Raw genomic sequence first — 16,883 nt, forward strand, 5'->3', positions numbered from 1 at the left:
ATGCGAATGTGTCTAGGGTAGCTCAGGAAATTACCTTGGGTGAGCCGTCGTGTCGTCGCAAAAAAGCCTCCACCCGCCGGGAAGACGCACTCCAACGGCGCTGCGCCAGCAGAGTCGCACTTGGGGTCGCGTCGCTTGGGGAAACAATTGGGCGCGTACCAGGGGCAAACTAGATTGAAATTAACAGGAGAAAACTAGATGGCATCCATTCCTCTGACATGGAATGATCCGATGTTTAGCGACCAGACCAATTCGGGGACGGTCTGGCTTCAAGATGGAGAGACGATTTCGGGTGTGAGCATTTCCGACCAGAGCGACACTGTCGCCGTCGGAGGGAGCGGCTCGTTCACCATCGACGACGTCCGTATTTCTTCAAGGGAAGGCGTGCGCATTGGGGGCAGCGGTGATGTCACCATCAACAATTCGTACATCGAGACAACGGGACTGTCGGGCGATCACGCCGACGGAATTCAGGCCTATGCTCCCGGCGCCACCGGGAATCTGACCATTACAAACTCGACGATTGTATCGCACGACCAGAATGCCACTGCTGGGCTGTTCATCGCAGATGGTTATAGCGGAACGTTCACTTTCAATAACGTGGTGTTCGACGGTGGCCCATTTGGTCTGCGCATTGCCGCGGACGCAGGAGCCGGTCACGATGACTACCTCGCCCTCAAGGACGTGTATTTTGTGGGGCCATTTGCGTATGGCGCGCTCTGGTTGGAGGAGGTCAATGCGAACATACACATCACGCAATGGGAGAATGTTCGTTACGCCACGATCGTGGACGGTCAACTCATCCCCGGCGATCTTATCCCGCCTCCCCTTCCGGTAGAAGGACCGACCGCACCCAGCACGCCGACCGCGCCGGATGCTCCGACTATCGCGTCGTTCTCGACCGACAGCGGCACCGCTGGCGACAAGATTACCAACGACAATACCATCGAGCTCAAGGGCACCGCGGCTGCCGGCAGCACGGTCAAGATCTACGACGGTACGACCCAAATTGGTTCGACGACTACGGACTCGAGCGGCAGTTGGGACTACATCACCAAGGTCCTGACCGACGCCAAACATACGCTGACCGCAACGGCGACCAGCTCGTCGGGTCAGACCAGCGCGGCGTCGTCTGCGTTGGCAATCACTGTCGATACCAAGGCTCCGACTGCGCCGACCATTGCCAGCCATACCGTGAACACCGCCAATCAGGTGGTGATGTCGGGCAGTGCCGAAGCGAGCAGCGTCGTGAAGGTGTTCGACGGCACGACCCAGATCGGGACCGCGACTGCCAACAGCACCGGCGGGTGGAGCTATACAACCAGCGCCCTTGCGGCCGGTTCGCACAGCCTTACCGCGACGGCAACGGATGCAGCAGGCAATACCGGCCCGGCGTCCACTGCGTTCACCGCCAGCATCACCGGCACCTCGGCGCCAGCCACACCGACCTCGCCGACGTCACCGACGTCGCCGACTGCCGGCACGGTGGTCGAGTCAGCTGGCGCGACAACTCTCGTTGAGAGCGGCGGCAAATATTACCTCAATGGCAGCACCGGATCGGGCCCCACGCTGAAGGACAACGGTGTGCAGTTTGTGAAAGGGTCGGATGGCACCTGGACTCCCATCGGTGCGGAGAAGACGGCGACGGGCTATGTGGTTGCGTGGAAGGAGACGAGCACGGGTCAGTACACGGCGTGGAACACCGACAACAACGGCAACTACGTGTCCCATGTCAGCTCCCTGACCGGCTCCACAGACGGTGGCTCGGTGTCGGGTACTGACTCTGGCCTTAAGTCGCTCGAGACGAGCTTCCATCAGGATCTGAACGGTGACGGGCAGGTAGGTACTTCCACTGCGACCATCCCGACGTCGCCAACCCCGACGACTGGCAAGGTCGTCGAATCGGCTGGTGTGACAAGTCTCGTTGAGAGTGGCGGAAAATACTACCTCAACGGCAGCACCGGCACTGGCCCGACGCTAAAGGATAACGGCGTGGATTTCGTGGGCGGGTCCGATGGCACCTGGACTCCCATTGGCGCGGAGAAGACGGCGACGGGCTATCAAGTTGCCTGGAAGGAGACGAGCACCGGTCAGTACACGGCGTGGAATACCGACAATAACGGCAACTACGTGTCTCATGTCAGCTCCCTGACCGGCTCCACAGACGGTGGCTCGGTGTCGGGTACGGACTCTGGCCTCAAGACGCTGGAGACCAGCTTCCATCAGGACCTGAACAGTGACGGGCAGATCGGTACGTCCAGCGTAGCTACGTCGTCCACTGCAACCGGTAGCAACGCGGCTATTGCGGGCAGTACGTTCATCGCTTCGCCGGGCAACACGACCCTGACCAGCACTTCCGGCGATGACACCTTCGTTGGCAGCAGCCAGGCCGATACTTTCGTGTTTGGCGCGAACTTCGGCAACGACGTCATCAAGGGCTTCGTTGCCCGCGGACCTGCTCACGACACGATCGAGTTCAGCAAGAGTGTGTTCGACAGTTTTGCCAGCGTTCTTTCCCACGCGACCCAGTCCGGCACCGATGTCGTGATCGCGACGGGGAGCGATACGCTCACGCTGAAGAACGCCAAGCTCGGCTCGTTGACCAGCAACGACTTCCACTTCGCGTAGGGGACGGCATCCACAGAGAGCAATCTTCAACAACTGCCTTGGGGGATCTCTTGAGGGATCTTCCAACAAAGGCGCGTTTCAGGGGCAGAAGCCATGATTGACTTTGGACGGCGGGGGGTATTCCCCCCGCCCGCAAATCTCTATCGAATTCCATTTCTTCACATATCAGGACTCTGGTCAGCCGGACGGCAGTGGGCGGAAAACGCTCAACGGCGGACGTCGCAACTGATCGGCCGGGCAAAGGGCCTGATCGAAGTGCTGCGGCCACGGATATTCCCTGGTCGACCCCGGCCAGTGGATCACTATGACGAGTCGCAGTCAGAATTGTCGGCGTTCCTGCGGTCTTGCCGCCGGATTTTCTGGGCGCTAGCGGCCTTCAGCGGCATGAGCAACCTACTCATGCTCACCGGCTCGTTCTTCATGCTGCAAGTTTATGATCGGGTGCTGCCCGGACGCAGCATACCGACTCTTGTCGCCCTGTTGGCTCTGGCGACGGTGCTTTACCTGTTTCAGGGCGGTCTCGACCTCGTCAGGAGCAGGATCAGCGCCCGGGTGGGACGGTATTTCGATGAAAGTCTCGGGGTTCGCATCTTCGACGCTCTTGTTCGCCTGCCTTTGAAGACCCGAGCGGATGGCGACGGCCTGCAGCCGGTGCGGGACCTCGATCAGGTCCGCAGCTTCCTGTCGAGCGGAGGGCCGACGGCGCTCTTCGATCTGCCCTGGATGCCGATCTATCTCGGCGTCTGCTTCCTCTTTCACTTCTGGATTGGCATCACTGCGCTGGCTGGTGCGTTGGTGCTGGTCGGCATTACGATGCTCACGGAAACGCGTACCCGAGGTCCGGCAAAGGCGAGCTCGCGTCTTGCCATTTCGCGAACGGCCCTCGCGCTTGAGGGACGGCGCAATGCCGAAGTTCTGCAGGCCATGGGTATGCGGCAACAAGCGGCTTTGCGTTGGCAGGATGCCAACGCAAAGTACCTCGCAGCCCATGAACGGGCCAGCGATGTCGCAAACGGACTCGGTGGTGCCTCGAAGATTTTCCGCGCGATCTTGCAATCGCTGGTTCTTGCCGTTGGCGCCGTCCTCGTCATCAACCAGGAATCGACGGCCGGCATCATCATTGCCGGATCGATCCTCACCGCGAGGGCCCTTGCGCCTGTCGAAATGGCAATTGCGAACTGGAAGGGGTTCGTCGCGGCGCGCCAATCGGGACAACGGCTTGATTACTTGCTGAAACTTCTCCCTCAGGAGGAGGAGCGGTTGGCATTGCCTGCGCCTGTTGAAACCCTTAGCGCCGAGAACCTCTATATCGGTGCTCCGAACTCCGAAAGACCCACTCTCAGCGACGTGTCATTCCAGCTGCGGAGTGGGCAGGCGGTCGGAATCATCGGTCCGAGCGGATCCGGCAAGTCGACGCTGGCGCGTGCGCTGGTTGGGGTGTGGCCGTGCATTCGAGGCAGGATCCGGCTCGACAACGCCGCCCTCGATCACTGGTCTTCGGACGACCTCGGCAAGCACATCGGTTATCTGCCCCAGGACGTAGAATTGTTCGACGGCAGCATTGCGATGAACATTGCACGCTTCGACCCGGACGCAACCGCCGCCGCTGTTCTGGAAGCCGCCCGTGCCGCGGGCGCGCATGACCTCGTGCTCTCACTGCCGGACGGGTACAGCACGAAGATCGGCGAGGGAGGGCTGGCGCTGTCGGCGGGGCAGCGGCAGCGTATCGGGCTTGCGCGCGCCTTTTACGGCAAACCCTTCCTGGTCGTGCTTGACGAACCCTCTTCCAATCTCGATGCGGAGGGCGAGGAGGCCCTGACCGAGGCGATCCTGAACGTGCGACGCCGCGGAGGGATTGTGGCCGTTGTCGCTCATCGGCCGAAGGCGCTGGAAGGTGTGGACCACGTATTGTGCCTCGGCGAAGGCAGAGTTCAGTCCTTCGGCAAGCGAGAGGAGGTTCTCAAGAGGGTGCTGCGGAATCCGGTGCCGCTGAAGGTCGTCGCGGAAGCTCAAGGAGGCGGCCGATGAACGGTCAGGTAGCGCCGGCGTTGCAGTCCATCCAACGTTACATGATCGTCGGAATGATCATGTTCGCTATGGTGACCTTTGGGGTCGGCGGCTGGGCGACGACTTCCCAGTTGTCGGGCGCGGTGATCGCGCAGGGCGTGGTCGTGGTGGATTCGAGCGTCAAGAAGGTCCAGCACGCCACGGGTGGAATCGTCGGAGAGTTGCGCGTGCGCCAGGGCGATCGGGTGAATGCAGGCGACATCCTGATCCGCCTCGACGAGACGCAGACGCTCGCGAATGCAACGATCGTCACGAATAGCATTGACGAACTGCTGGCGCGGCAGGCCCGTCTCGAGGCCGAGCGCGATAGTGCCGAGCAGGTCGTGTTTCCAAAGGTACTGCTCGACCGGGCCAAAGAAAGCAACTCCGAGGCGAGCCGTGCAATCGCCGCGGAGCGGAAGCTGTTCGATCTGCGTCGTCAGGCGAGGAGCGGCCAAAAAGCGCAGTTGCAGGAGAAGAGTGCGCAGTTGGAGAACGAAATCAAGGGCTATATGGGGCAGACGGAGGCCAAGCAGAAGGAAGTAGAATTCATCCGACAGGAGCTGGAGGGCGTGCGCAGCCTCTGGCAGAAGAACCTGGTGCCGATCACCCGGCTCAATTCCCTCGAGCGCGATTCCGCCCGCATCGAGGGCGAGCGCAGCCAGCTCGCAGGAATGATCGCTCAGTCGAAGGGCAAGATCTCCGAAATCGGACTCCAGATCATTCAGGTCGACCAGGACCTCCGAACCGAGGTCGGCAAGGACTTGATCGAAACCCGCTCGAAACTCTCCGAGCTGGGCGAGCGCAAGACTGCGGCGGTGGATCAGTTGAATCGGGTCGATATCCGGGCGCCACAATCCGGTCGGGTCCACGAGCTCAGCGTCCATACGGTCGGGGGGGTGATCTCTCCGGGCGAGCAAATCATGCTGATTGTCCCTGACGCGGACTCGCTCGCGGTCGAAGTCAAGATCGCACCGAAGGATATCGACCAGGTCTACGTGGGGCAGACCGCGACAATGCGCTTCGCAGCATTCAACCAGAAGACCACGCCCGAAATCGACGGCGAGGTCAGCATGGTCTCGGCAGACATCACGCAGGATCAGCGTGCCGGCACGAGTTACTACACAGGCCGCGTCTTGCTGAAGACGGAAGAGCTGGCGAAGCTCGGCTCGGCCAAGTTGCTGCCCGGCATGCCCGTCGAGGTCTTCATCAAGACGGCAGGGCGGACCGCGCTGTCCTACCTGCTCAAGCCGCTACACGATCAGGCGCAGCGCGCATTCAAAGAGCGCTGAGCCCTTGCTGGGTGAAATGACACAGCCCCGAGTGCACGCGCACTCGGGGCTGCAGATCAGCGACCACCGAGGTCGCGATCAAAAAAGGTGATGCGTTGGCCGCATCAACGAGCACCGAGCTGACGACGAGCCCCTGCAATGCGCCTGGAGGTGGACGGCGTGGCTTGAGGGGCCTCTGGCCGCCAGGAACGAGCCACGAGGGTGGACAGTTTTCGCACCTTCGTCAGGCTTGATTGGGCGTGTCTGAGCAGCCGCGAGAGATTGGCTGGGGTGAGCCTGGCAGTACCGACCCACGTCGTCAGCGGCGGCAGCAAAGCCCCTGCGCGCGCACGGACCGAGTATGGCGCAGGCTTGCTGTGTCGGCCGGCGGACCTGCTAACCGCCCGGCGATGCAGCCCGCTCAGCACATCCATTCGTTTGCTGTGCAGAGTCATCGCTGTGACGAAGACAAGCAGGATGGCTTCAGCCCCCAGAATGACGAGCAGTTCTTCCGGCATGCGCGCGCAATCTCGATCGTGAGGGGGGAGGGTCGTTCGGAATACGATCTGCCGAGGGGCGCATTGAATCAACGATTAATTCGTCGGAATCGTTAAATTGTCGCCTTAATTCTGAGCGCAGCCGAGCAACTCATAGCGGCCGGCGATGCGCCCGCAACGGCATGCGTCTGCGGGGGATCTGGTGTGGCCGTATTGATAATGCGCAAAACGGATTATTTTGGCTCGGCCATTATATTTAATTGACAATTAAATTAAATAAATTAAAGAAGAAATGTGGTTGCCGCGGGGCTGACAATGTCAGCCCTGCCAGCGGATCCGAGCCTCAGTCTTGCGTTTGCGAGGGGATCGGCAGATGTATCGAACCTTCGGCTCCGTCGTGGCGGTCGCTATCATGCTCGGAGGAGTTCAATGGGCAGGAGCTGGGCGCCTGTCTTTGCCGGCGACGCCGCGGGCAGTGCAGCACATCGAACTGGGAAACCCGACGCTGCCGCCCCTTGCGTACACCGTGTTCTGCCTCCGCTACGAGGCGGAATGTCCTCCGCCGCGCTCGTTCCGCGGCGGGCCGATCCGGCTGACCGAGGACCGCTGGGCGGCTCTGCAGGAGGTCAATCGCGCGGTCAATCTCGCCATCGTGCCGGCGCGCAACGAGCTCGGCCTTGCCGGCGAGGAATGGGTCATCAACCCCAAGCATGGCGATTGCAATGACTACGCGGTGAGCAAGCGCCACGAATTGCTTCGGCGCGGCTGGCCTGCGCGAGTCCTGCTATTGAGCGAAGTCGTCGTCAGTTCTGGAGAGCACCACCTCGTGCTTCTCGTGCGCACGCGAAATGGCGATTTCGTCCTCGACAATCTCTCACCCGAAATCAAACCATGGTCGCAAGTTCGCTATCGCTGGGTTCGGGTGCAAATGCCACGGCACATTCTTTGGGCGAGAACCGACGGGAAGGGAGCGTGAGCCCGACAGCCATTCAATGAAATGTCTCTGGTTAAGATCGCCTGCGGTCTCTGGCACGCGCAATCCGCATGGTCGCAATCGTTTGAAGGGGAAATCCGTGAAGAAAGTAACGCGTTGGCGAGGCTTTGGCTGGGCGCAGATAATCGCCGGCTTGTGTTACGCCGGTTCCGCACTGGCGGATCAATCACTTTCCACCAGCCAAGCGCCAGGTCCTGCCTCCTCGCCTTCGCCTTTTCCTGCTCCGGCGTCGACTCCTCCACTCTCATTTGATGACGCCCGCTTTGCTGGAAATGCCTCCGAGCCATACACCCGTTACGGGAAGTTCTTCAGCAACGGTGAAGTCGTCGAGCATCGTTCCTGGGATCACAACAACGATGGAAGCTCGGTCGTTTGCGGCGATTGCACTCTGAAAAATTCGCGGATTCGATCCAACGAGGGATTCCGGTGTATTGGCACCGACGGTGCTGGCGGCATCAAGATTGATGGCGTTTACATCGAGACCAAAGGTCTGCCGGGCGATCACGCAGACGGGCTTCAGTGTTATGATCCTGGCAAAACCAACACCATCACGGTTCGCAATACAACATTCAAGACCTATAACAACACCAATGCAACGGCCGGATTCTTCTATGCTGATGGACTAGGGGGCTCAGTTAGCTTTGAGAACGTCTTGTTCTGGGGTGGACCGTATGGGTTGCGAATGCATCCCGATGGCATGAACGTCGCCGTCTCCCTGAAGGATGTGTATTTCGTTGGCCCGTTCCTATACGGCGCATTTCTGATCAACAATGCGGGCGGCGGAACGATGACGATCACCAAATGGGAGAACGTCAGGAGTGCAACCATCGTCAATGGCCGGCTCGTCCCGGGCAGTTTGCTTCCTCAGCCTCGGATCCGCTGATCCATTTTCCTGCCAGGCCCCCGCGCTTTTGGACGCTCGCGGCTTGCATCCTCGGATTAAGGTCGCTCGTTATGAAATATCAGCTTGCAAATTAAACCAATTTAATAATATAAATGTTTAATTCGTGAGCTCCGGTAGGTTATGCCTTACAGAAGACGGAGAGCTGTCGTTTCCATTTGAGCTGGGATTTGGAGTGGAGGCGCGTGGTAAAATGGTACGCGATCCGGGGTCGCGCGCGGCGTTGGCGACCTTCGGAAGGACGAGCTGACAAGTCGCGCTCGAGCAAGTTGGTTGTCGAAGATGGGTTCGGTCGAACATTGAGCGGGAGTGGGTCCTGACGTATCGCACGAGACTGAATCCCATGCCGGATGCCATTTATCGAGCCGCTGAGCCCGACATTTCGATCATCATCGTGAGCTACAACACGCGCACCATGACGCTCGAATGTATTCGATCGATCTTGGCACAAACAACGACGGTACTCTACGAAGTCATCGTTTTCGACAACGCTTCAACAGACGGATCTCCGGAAGCCATTCGCGCGAACTTCCCTCAGCTCGAGCTCATCGCGTCGCAAGAAAATCTTGGGTTTGCCGGCGCCAACAACATCGCCGCGATGAGGGCGCGGGGGCGCCGGTTTCTGCTGCTCAACCCGGACACCCTGATCTTGGATCACGCAATCGATCATCTGCATGAGTTCGCCGATGCGAATCCGCGCTTTGGGATCTGGGGCGGGCGCACCGTGCTGTCTGACGGCCGTTTGAATCCTGGCTCCTGTTGGGGAGATGCCACCTTATGGAGCATCTTCTGTTTTACTACTGGTCTGACCAGCTTGAAGCGCAGCAGCGCGGTTTTCAATCCCGAAGGATACGGTGGTTGGAAGCGTGACAGCATTCGTGCAGTCGACATTGTCACGGGCTGCTTTCTTCTCATAGACCGCGAACTTTGGAAGCAACTTGACGGCTTTGACCCCGAGTTTTTCATGTACGGTGAAGAAGCGGACTTGTGCCGCCGGGCGCGCAAGCTTGGTGCATCCCCGACCATCACGCCTGCAGCTACCATCATTCACTACGGCCAGTCTTCCGAGCCCGATCAAGCAGAGCAACGCATCAAGGTCCTTGCCGGCCGGATCACGCTGCTGCGGCGTCACAATTCCGCTGCGACGATTCTCGCAGGCAAGTCACTGTACATGATGCTTCCCCTCCTGCGCTTGCTTGCGTACGGAACGGCCGGCCTAGTCTCCGGCAGAAGTGATTTGCGTGAAAAGGCGCGAAACTGGCGCTATGTCTGGCAGCATCGTCAACGCTGGGTGAATGGCTGGAGCAATGTCGGCGTGAGGAGCGCGCGCGGCAATCCGCGCAACAACCTGTCAGAGGAGATAGCTGCTGTGGAACGTCCGTCAGGGGACGCGTTATCCCGCTCGCGCCAGGGATAGCCACCGATGCGGCGCGACGTTACCATTGTGGTCTATCATCATATCGCGGACTATGAAGACCCGTTAACCAGCAAGCTTGGAGTTGTTACAAGGCCAGAGGTTTTTGAGAAGCACGTCAAGTATTTCGTGCGTCATTTTGACGTGGTGAGCGGATCGGACCTTGTAAGCGGCGCTCTGCCGCGTAAACCTTTGCTGATCACCTTCGATGACGCATATCGCTCGGTCCTCGATACCGCAAGTACTGTCTTGAAAGCGGCAAACGCACCTTCGCTGTTCTTCGTCAATCCGACAACGTTGCTCGGAAGCAGATTGCCAGTGGATAACATCCTTTCGTTGGCAGCGGTGGTGCTCGGTAAACAGCAACTGATAGCTCTCCTGAACATCAACGAAACCGGAACAACATCAGTCTCTAGGCTCATCGCCAACGTGATTTCAAAATGGACTCAGGCGCAAATTGCGGAGGCGAAGCAGCAGCTGTGTACCGCAATGGGCACCAACGAATTGGAGCTCCGGCGTACATCGAAGCTCTTTCTTGATATCACCGACATCAAGCGGTTTGCGAGCTTAGGGATTGAAGTAGGAAACCACTCGATGAGCCACACGTTCTTCCGTTCGCTTTCATCGAGCGAGTTGGAGACCGAGATCGTGCAAAGCCGAGAGCTTCTGGAGAAATTATCCGGACAAACGGTTCAATGCCTAAGTATTCCTTATGGGAATGCATTGGACGCGACCGAAGGTGCGCTGCGCGCCGCACGGCGCAATCACAAGGCGATCTTTCTGGTGCATGCGAAAAGCAACCGCTTTAAACCGGCGGCTGACATTTTCTATCGGATTAGCCTGGGGAACGCCGCGCCAGAAGAGATTCCCTTCAAGCTCCGGATTATGCCTGTACTGCGGTGTGCGAGAGATTGGCTATGGTAGCTGCGCAGCCCGAACAAAAGAGAATAGTGATTCTGACGCGGGATGGCCCAGAACATCGCTATGTCGCAAACATGCTTTGCGCTGGACTCTCCATTGACCGCATCATTGTGGACCGGTCGACACGGAGGACAAGACTGCGGCGCGCCGTACGGAAAGGGTTAGTGCACTTCTTAGGAAAAGCAACCCGTGCTGTGTTTCTCAAGTTGATTCGAGACGATGAGGCCCGAACTCGGTCAATTGAAAGTCTGTTGGGGCAAAAGGCTCAAGCATTCTATGCATCTGATCGAATCGACTATGTCGAAGGCATAAACGGCGCCGAAAGCTTGGAAGTCCTGCGGCAGAGGCGCCCCGATGCGATTCTTATTTACGGCACGTCGGTCGTGAAGAATGCGGTCCTCGACTCTGCAAGCGATATGTGTGTCAACCTGCATACAGGTATTAGCCCCCAGTATCGCGGAACCGCGTGCAGCTTTTGGCCTGTAGTCAACGACGAGTTGGACATGCTCGGTGCGACCATTCATGAATGCACGTCCGGTGTCGACAGCGGGCCGATCTTTGAGACAGTGCATTCGAGATACGAACCAGGGGACGACTTGCATACGATTTTTGGCCGAGCCGTGATGGTCGGTGCCGAAGCGTATGTACGAGTGGTTCAACGCTATGTGGCGGGCACCTTGAGCGGAGTTTCGCAAGATCTCAATCTTGGGCGCGAGTACCGTGGAGCCGATTTAACCATTGGTCCGGAATTGGTGGCGCGATGCCGGCTCGCCCGTCTGAGGTCCATCGCCGAAACCTCGATCATTGGTCAAAACGACAGGGCAGTTCGCTGACGGGCGATCGTGCAAAAACTCGCCTTACCGGCCGAAGTCGTCGTTGAGGGCGGCGCCGACTAGCCGCCCCAGCAGATCGTCATCGATGAACGAAAGCCGTGACCGGCGTCTACTAGGACGACGCTGCGAGCCCCAGCGCCGTAACCGCTGAGGGGTCGACCCAACGTCGGATAGTGCCATCAATCAAATTGGCCCCGTACATCCAGCCATCGGGACCCTTCTGCATGTCGACGATGCCTTGTACGTTGTCCACCAACTGGACGCTGGTGACCTGCCGGCTTGCGTTCAAGGTCGCAGCGAAGATCGTTCCGTTTTGGACATCGTCGAAAAAAATGGTGTTCTGATTGTAGAAATCTCCCGCGGTAATCACGTGGGCATTGTCGGGAGCCCCGTGGCTTAGAGACAGGATCGGAAATACGGCGGGCGGGTCTGACGTATTGTTCCGATTGCCATTGTTATAGAAGGTGATCGCCTGCGCGAGATTTTGGTAGCTGCCGGTCCTGTCGGGGCCTTCGAGATAGGGCCATCCGAAGTTCGAGCCGGCTGGCCCCGTATTCAGCTCTTCCCAGCTGTTCCAGCCCACATCTCCGAGCACGGGAAGATTGGTAACTGGATCGAAGCTGAAGCGGTACGCGTTGCGAACACCGTAGTAGAACACCTTCGACGCATTGCTGTTTGGATCGCTTGCCTGATAGAACGGATTGCCGGGCACTCCCTCACCTGTAACGGGATCGATCCGCAACAACTTGCCCGATAGATTGTGGATGTCTTGGACGCGCACTCCCCGGGGGTCGACGAAGTTGTACGACACGCCATCGCCGACGGTGAGGTAGAGATAGCCGTCCGGGCCGAAATGAACAGCGCCTACGCCGTGCGAATCGCTATCAGTCGCCAGATAGTCACGAATGTTTTGGTTCTGGATGCCGGTCCGGTCCGGATCGTTGTCCTGCGATCCACTCTCGATGTGGCTCGCCGGAGCTGTGATCGTGGTGCCGTTGACGATACCGGAAGGGGCGATGCTCGGATCGCCTGTGCTGTTTACGTCTGGACGGCTCGTATAGGCCCAGATGCTGTTCTTTCCGACCAGCACTACCTCGCTCGCCGGATCGGCAATCATTGTGGTTGGGTCAACGGTGACCCTCACCAGGCGAGCAGGTCGGTTGCCGGCCTGATCGGGGCCGGCAAGGCCGGGCTGGCCCGCCGTCTCGGGTGGATCGTAGGTATAGAGCAGGTAGACATAGTGGTTCGTTGCGAAATTCGGGTTCACCGCGATACCCAGCAGTCCGCGATCATTGACGCCATTTACCTCGCTCGAAATGTCGATCAGCGGAGTTGATCGAAGTTCTCCGTTATCCACCACCCGCACCACGCCGTCCTTCTGGGCAACCAGCATGTAGCGGCCGTCTGGAGTCCAATCGATCGCCGTTGGCCCGCCGGCATACCCCTGGCCCAGTCCCGTCACGTACGTCTCACCCGCCAGATTGCCGAGATCGGGGTTGTCATTATCCAGGATCTTCACGGTCGTCGTCGTCTCGGCGCCGAGAGTGGCGCCGGTCGGGTTGCTCAAGGTGACCGTGAAGGTCTCGTCATTCTCCGGCGTCGCATCGTTGATGATCGGGACCGTGATCGTCCGGGTCACCTGGCCAGCAGCGAAAGTCACCGTGCCTGACGAGGCGCTGTAGTCGGAACCCGCGAGGGCGCTGCCGTTGCTTGTCGTGAAGCCGACAGTAGCGGTTTGACTGGTGCTGCCGCTGCGCAGCAGCGTAATCGTTGCCGTCTGTGTATTCTCGGTAAAGCTTATCGCCGCGTCCGCCATTGAGATCGCGACGGGCGAGTCGTTGTCGATGATGGTCACGAGCACTGTGCGCGGGGTCCCGAGGGAGCCGGAACCGGGATTCTGAAGCCCGACCGCGAACGTCTCGTTACCCTCGGTGAGCTGATCGTTCACAATTGGGATAGTGAAGCTCTTGGTGCTCTCCCCGGGGTTGAAGACGACCTGACCGGTGTTCGACCGGCCATTAAACGAGGGCTGGATGAAGTCCTGGCCCGCCGTAGCTGTGCCACCGGTGCCGATTTCGTTCGTCGTGTACTCCACGGTCGCTTGAGATTGGAGGTCGCCGGAGCGTACGACGGTGATAGTAGCCATCCCTCCCGTCTCACTGACATAGACAGTGGAACTGCTAAGTAGCGAGATGACGTTGCCCGCGGCGAACACGACGTCGCGGAAATAGTTTGCATTCTGATAGACGTTGGTGGGGAAGGCGCCCTTGGACAGGTCGAAGACGCCGGCACCGACCGGGGCGTTCAGGCCGCCATTGCTGATGGGTGAGGCGAAGCCCTGCGTGGTGGAGACGTAGGAGCTGTTGATGTTGACGGAGACGATGTAGGTCGTGCCGGCCTGGATGGTCAGCGGCGTGGCGAGCGCCTGCTGCTGCCAGCCCGATGCGCCTTCGTTGGTAAACGTGACCGTCGCCAGCTCCTGGCCGGTGGCCGACCAGATGTGGCCGATATGCGTGCCCGTCTCGCCCGGGGCCCTGTAGTACCGGATTGCCTGGATCGAGCCGGAGGTGTCGCTGGTGAAGCGCATCCCCAGCTCATAACCTACTCCGTCGTCGGCATTGGTGATGACAGGCGTCTGGGTGGTGAACAGCGTAGTGGTGGCACTCGCAGCGGCAACCGTCGCCGTGGCCGCGCTGGTCACATTCTCGCTGGCGCCGAGCAGGTCGGTGTAGGTGGCATTCACGCGGATCCGCTTGCCGACCAGGCTGCTGTCGAGGGTGAGGCTCGAGGTCGTGGCGGCCAGGTTCGTCCAAGTGGTGCCGTCGGGGCTGCTCTGCCAGTGATAGGTGATGCTGGCGGGCGCGCCGTCGGGGTCCGTGACGCTGGCCGTCAGGGTCTGGTTCTGGGCGGCGGTGCCGTTGATCGTGACAGCGCCGGGGTCGTTGACGTTGGCCACTGTCGTGGCGGTCGCGGTGCTCACCGGGGCCTCGGTGCTGCCCGAGAGGTCCGTGTAGCTGGCGGTGACACGTATGAAGCTGCCGACCTGGGCCTGCCCGAGGACTAGCGTGCTCGCGGTCGCGCCACTGATGTTGCTCCACGAGTTGCCGTTCGCACTCTGCTGCCACTGATAGGAGACGGTGCCCGGCACTCCATCCGCATCGCTCACGGTCGCGGTCAAGGTCTGGTTCTGCGTCGGCGTCCCGCTGACGCTTACCGCACCGGGGCGGTTATTGGGCTGTGACGAGCCCGCAGCGAACACGACGTCGCGGAAATAGTTTGCATTCTGATAGACGTTGGTGGGGAAGGCGCCCTTGGACAGGTCGAAGACGCCGGCACCGACCGGGGCGTTCAGGCCACCATTGCTGATGGGTGAGGCGAAGCCCTGCGTGGTGGAGACGTAGGAGCTGTTGATGTTGACGGAGACGATGTAGGTCGTGCCGGCCTGGATGGTCAGCGGCGTGGCGAGCGCCTGCTGCTGCCAGCCCGATGCGCCTTCGTTGGTAAACGTGACCGTCGCCAGCTCCTGGCCGGTGGCCGACCAGATGTGGCCGATATGCGTGCCCGTCTCGCCCGGGGCCCTGTAGTACCGGATTGCCTGGATCGAGCCGGAGGTGTCGCTGGTGAAGCGCATCCCCAGCTCATAACCTACTCCGTCGTTGGCATTGGTGATGACAGGCGTCTGGGTGGTGAACAGCGTAGTGGTGGCACTCGCAGCGGCAACCGTCGCCGTGGCCGCGCTGGTCACATTCTCGCTGGCGCCGAGCAGGTCGGTGTAGGTGGCATTCACGCGGATCCGCTTGCCGACCAGGCTGCTGTCGAGGGTGAGGCTCGAGGTCGTGGCGGCCAGGTTCGTCCAAGTGGTGCCGTCGGGGCTGCTCTGCCAGTGATAGGTGATGCTGGCGGGCGCGCCGTCGGGGTCCGTGACGCTGGCCGTCAGGGTCTGGTTCTGGGCGGCGGTGCCGTTGATCGTGACAGCGCCGGGGTCGTTGACGTTGGCCACTGTCGTGGCGGTCGCGGTGCTCACCGGGGCCTCGGTGCTGCCCGAGAGGTCCGTGTAGCTGGCGGTGGCCCGTATGAAGCTGCCGACCTGAGCCTGCCCGAGGACGAGCGTGCTCGCGGTCGCGCCACTGATGTTGCTCCACGAGCTGCCGTTCGCACTCTGCTGCCACTGATAGGAGACGGTGCCCGGCACTCCGTCCGCATCGCTCACGGTCGCGGTCAAGGTCTGGTTCTGCGTCGGCGTCCCGCTGACGCTTACCGCACCGGGGCGGTTATTGGGCTGTGACGAGCCCGCAGCGAACACGACGTCGCGGAAATAGTTTGCATTCTGATAGACGTTGGTGGGGAAGGCGCCCTTGGACAGGTCGAAGACGCCGGCACCGACCGGGGCGTTCAGGCCGCCATTGCTGATGGGTGAGGCGAAGCCCTGCGTGGTGGAGACGTAGGAGCTGTTGATGTTGACGGAGACGATGTAGGTCGTGCCGGCCTGGATGGTCAGCGGCGTGGCGAGCGCCTGCTGCTGCCAGCCCGATGCGCCTTCGTTGGTAAACGTGACCGTCGCCAGCTCCTGGCCGGTGGCCGACCAGATGTGGCCGATATGCGTGCCCGTCTCGCCCGGGGCCCTGTAGTACCGGATTGCCTGGATCGAGCCGGAGGTGTCGCTGGTGAAGCGCATCCCCAGCTCATAACCTACTCCGTCGTTGGCATTGGTGATGACAGGCGTCTGGGTGGTGAACAGCGTAGTGGTGGCACTCGCAGCGGCAACCGTCGCCGTGGCCGCGCTGGTCACATTCTCGCTGGCGCCGAGCAGGTCGGTGTAGGTGGCATTCACGCGGATCCGCTTGCCGACCAGGCTGCTGTCGAGGGTGAGGCTCGAGGTCGTGGCGGCCAGGTTCGTCCAAGTGGTGCCGTCGGGGCTGCTCTGCCAGTGATAGGTGATGCTGGCGGGCGCGCCGTCGGGGTCCGTGACGCTGGCCGTCAGGGTCTGGTTCTGGGCGGCGGTGCCGTTGATCGTGACAGCGCCGGGGTCGTTGACGTTGGCCACTGTCGTGGCGGTCGCGGTGCTCACCGGGGCCTCGGTGCTGCCCGAGAGGTCCGTGTAGCTGGCGGTGGCCCGTATGAAGCTGCCGACCTGGGCCTGCCCGAGGACGAGCGTGCTCGCGGTCGCGCCACTGATGTTGCTCCACGAGTTGCCGTTCGCACTCTGCTGCCACTGATAGGAGACGGTGCCCGGCACTCCATCCGCATCGCTCACGGTCGCGGTCAAGGTCTGGTTCTGCGTCGGCGTCCCGCTGACGCTTACCACACCGGGGCGGTTATTGGACTTCACCGGCACGTCAGTTGCACTCCCCAGCTAGTCAGCGTGATCAAATGCTATC

9 protein-coding genes are annotated in these 16,883 nt (G+C 60.5%); 8 read left to right on the forward strand and 1 reads right to left on the reverse strand.

Features of this window, described 5'->3' with window-relative positions:
- Nucleotides 1-198 precede the first annotated feature (198 nt).
- The 8 genes from ABIA45_RS05740 to ABIA45_RS05775 all read left to right on the forward strand — a co-directional run bounded on the left by ABIA45_RS05740 (nt 199) and on the right by ABIA45_RS05775 (nt 11,505).
- The gene (locus ABIA45_RS05740) at nt 199-2,628 is read left to right on the forward strand and encodes an Ig-like domain-containing protein (RefSeq protein WP_404540520.1); all 2,430 of its coding nucleotides are present in this window, start codon (nt 199-201) and stop codon (nt 2,626-2,628) included.
- A gap of 93 nt (nt 2,629-2,721) precedes the next feature.
- Nucleotides 2,722-4,656 (forward strand): type I secretion system permease/ATPase, encoded by a 1,935-nt coding sequence (locus ABIA45_RS05745; protein WP_404651331.1) that lies wholly within the window; start codon nt 2,722-2,724, stop codon nt 4,654-4,656.
- Nucleotides 4,653-5,966: an HlyD family type I secretion periplasmic adaptor subunit gene (locus tag ABIA45_RS05750; RefSeq protein WP_404651333.1), complete on the forward strand. Its 1,314-nt coding sequence runs from the start codon at nt 4,653-4,655 to the stop codon at nt 5,964-5,966. The genes ABIA45_RS05745 and ABIA45_RS05750 overlap by 4 nt, the downstream gene beginning before the upstream one ends.
- 930 nt (nt 5,967-6,896) lie before the next feature.
- Complete coding sequence (locus ABIA45_RS05755; RefSeq protein WP_333919223.1) at nt 6,897-7,418, forward strand: transglutaminase-like cysteine peptidase; 522 nt, start codon at nt 6,897-6,899, stop codon at nt 7,416-7,418.
- 97 nt (nt 7,419-7,515) lie between these two features.
- On the forward strand, nt 7,516-8,319 hold the full coding sequence (locus ABIA45_RS05760) for a hypothetical protein (protein ID WP_157287843.1): 804 nt from the start codon (nt 7,516-7,518) through the stop codon (nt 8,317-8,319).
- Between the two features lie 361 nt (nt 8,320-8,680).
- Nucleotides 8,681-9,754 carry a glycosyltransferase family 2 protein gene (locus ABIA45_RS05765; RefSeq protein ID WP_157287845.1) on the forward strand — a complete coding sequence of 358 codons (1,074 nt, stop codon included), beginning with the start codon at nt 8,681-8,683 and terminating at the stop codon, nt 9,752-9,754.
- Nucleotides 9,755-9,760: 6 nt separating this feature from the next.
- Nucleotides 9,761-10,675 (forward strand): polysaccharide deacetylase family protein, encoded by a 915-nt coding sequence (locus ABIA45_RS05770; protein WP_157287847.1) that lies wholly within the window; start codon nt 9,761-9,763, stop codon nt 10,673-10,675.
- Nucleotides 10,669-11,505, forward strand: coding sequence for a formyl transferase (locus tag ABIA45_RS05775; protein ID WP_404651335.1), 837 nt, complete (start codon nt 10,669-10,671; stop codon nt 11,503-11,505). The genes ABIA45_RS05770 and ABIA45_RS05775 overlap by 7 nt, the downstream gene beginning before the upstream one ends.
- Nucleotides 11,506-11,617: 112 nt before the next feature.
- On the opposite strand, the gene ABIA45_RS05780 is transcribed toward ABIA45_RS05775, so the two are convergent.
- On the reverse strand, nt 11,618-16,840 hold the full coding sequence (locus tag ABIA45_RS05780; protein WP_404651336.1) for a DUF4082 domain-containing protein: 5,223 nt from the start codon (nt 16,838-16,840) through the stop codon (nt 11,618-11,620).
- Nucleotides 16,841-16,883: the final 43 nt, after the last annotated feature.

The organism is Bradyrhizobium sp. USDA 336 (assembly GCF_044908355.1).
GTDB lineage: Bacteria > Pseudomonadota > Alphaproteobacteria > Rhizobiales > Xanthobacteraceae > Bradyrhizobium > Bradyrhizobium yuanmingense.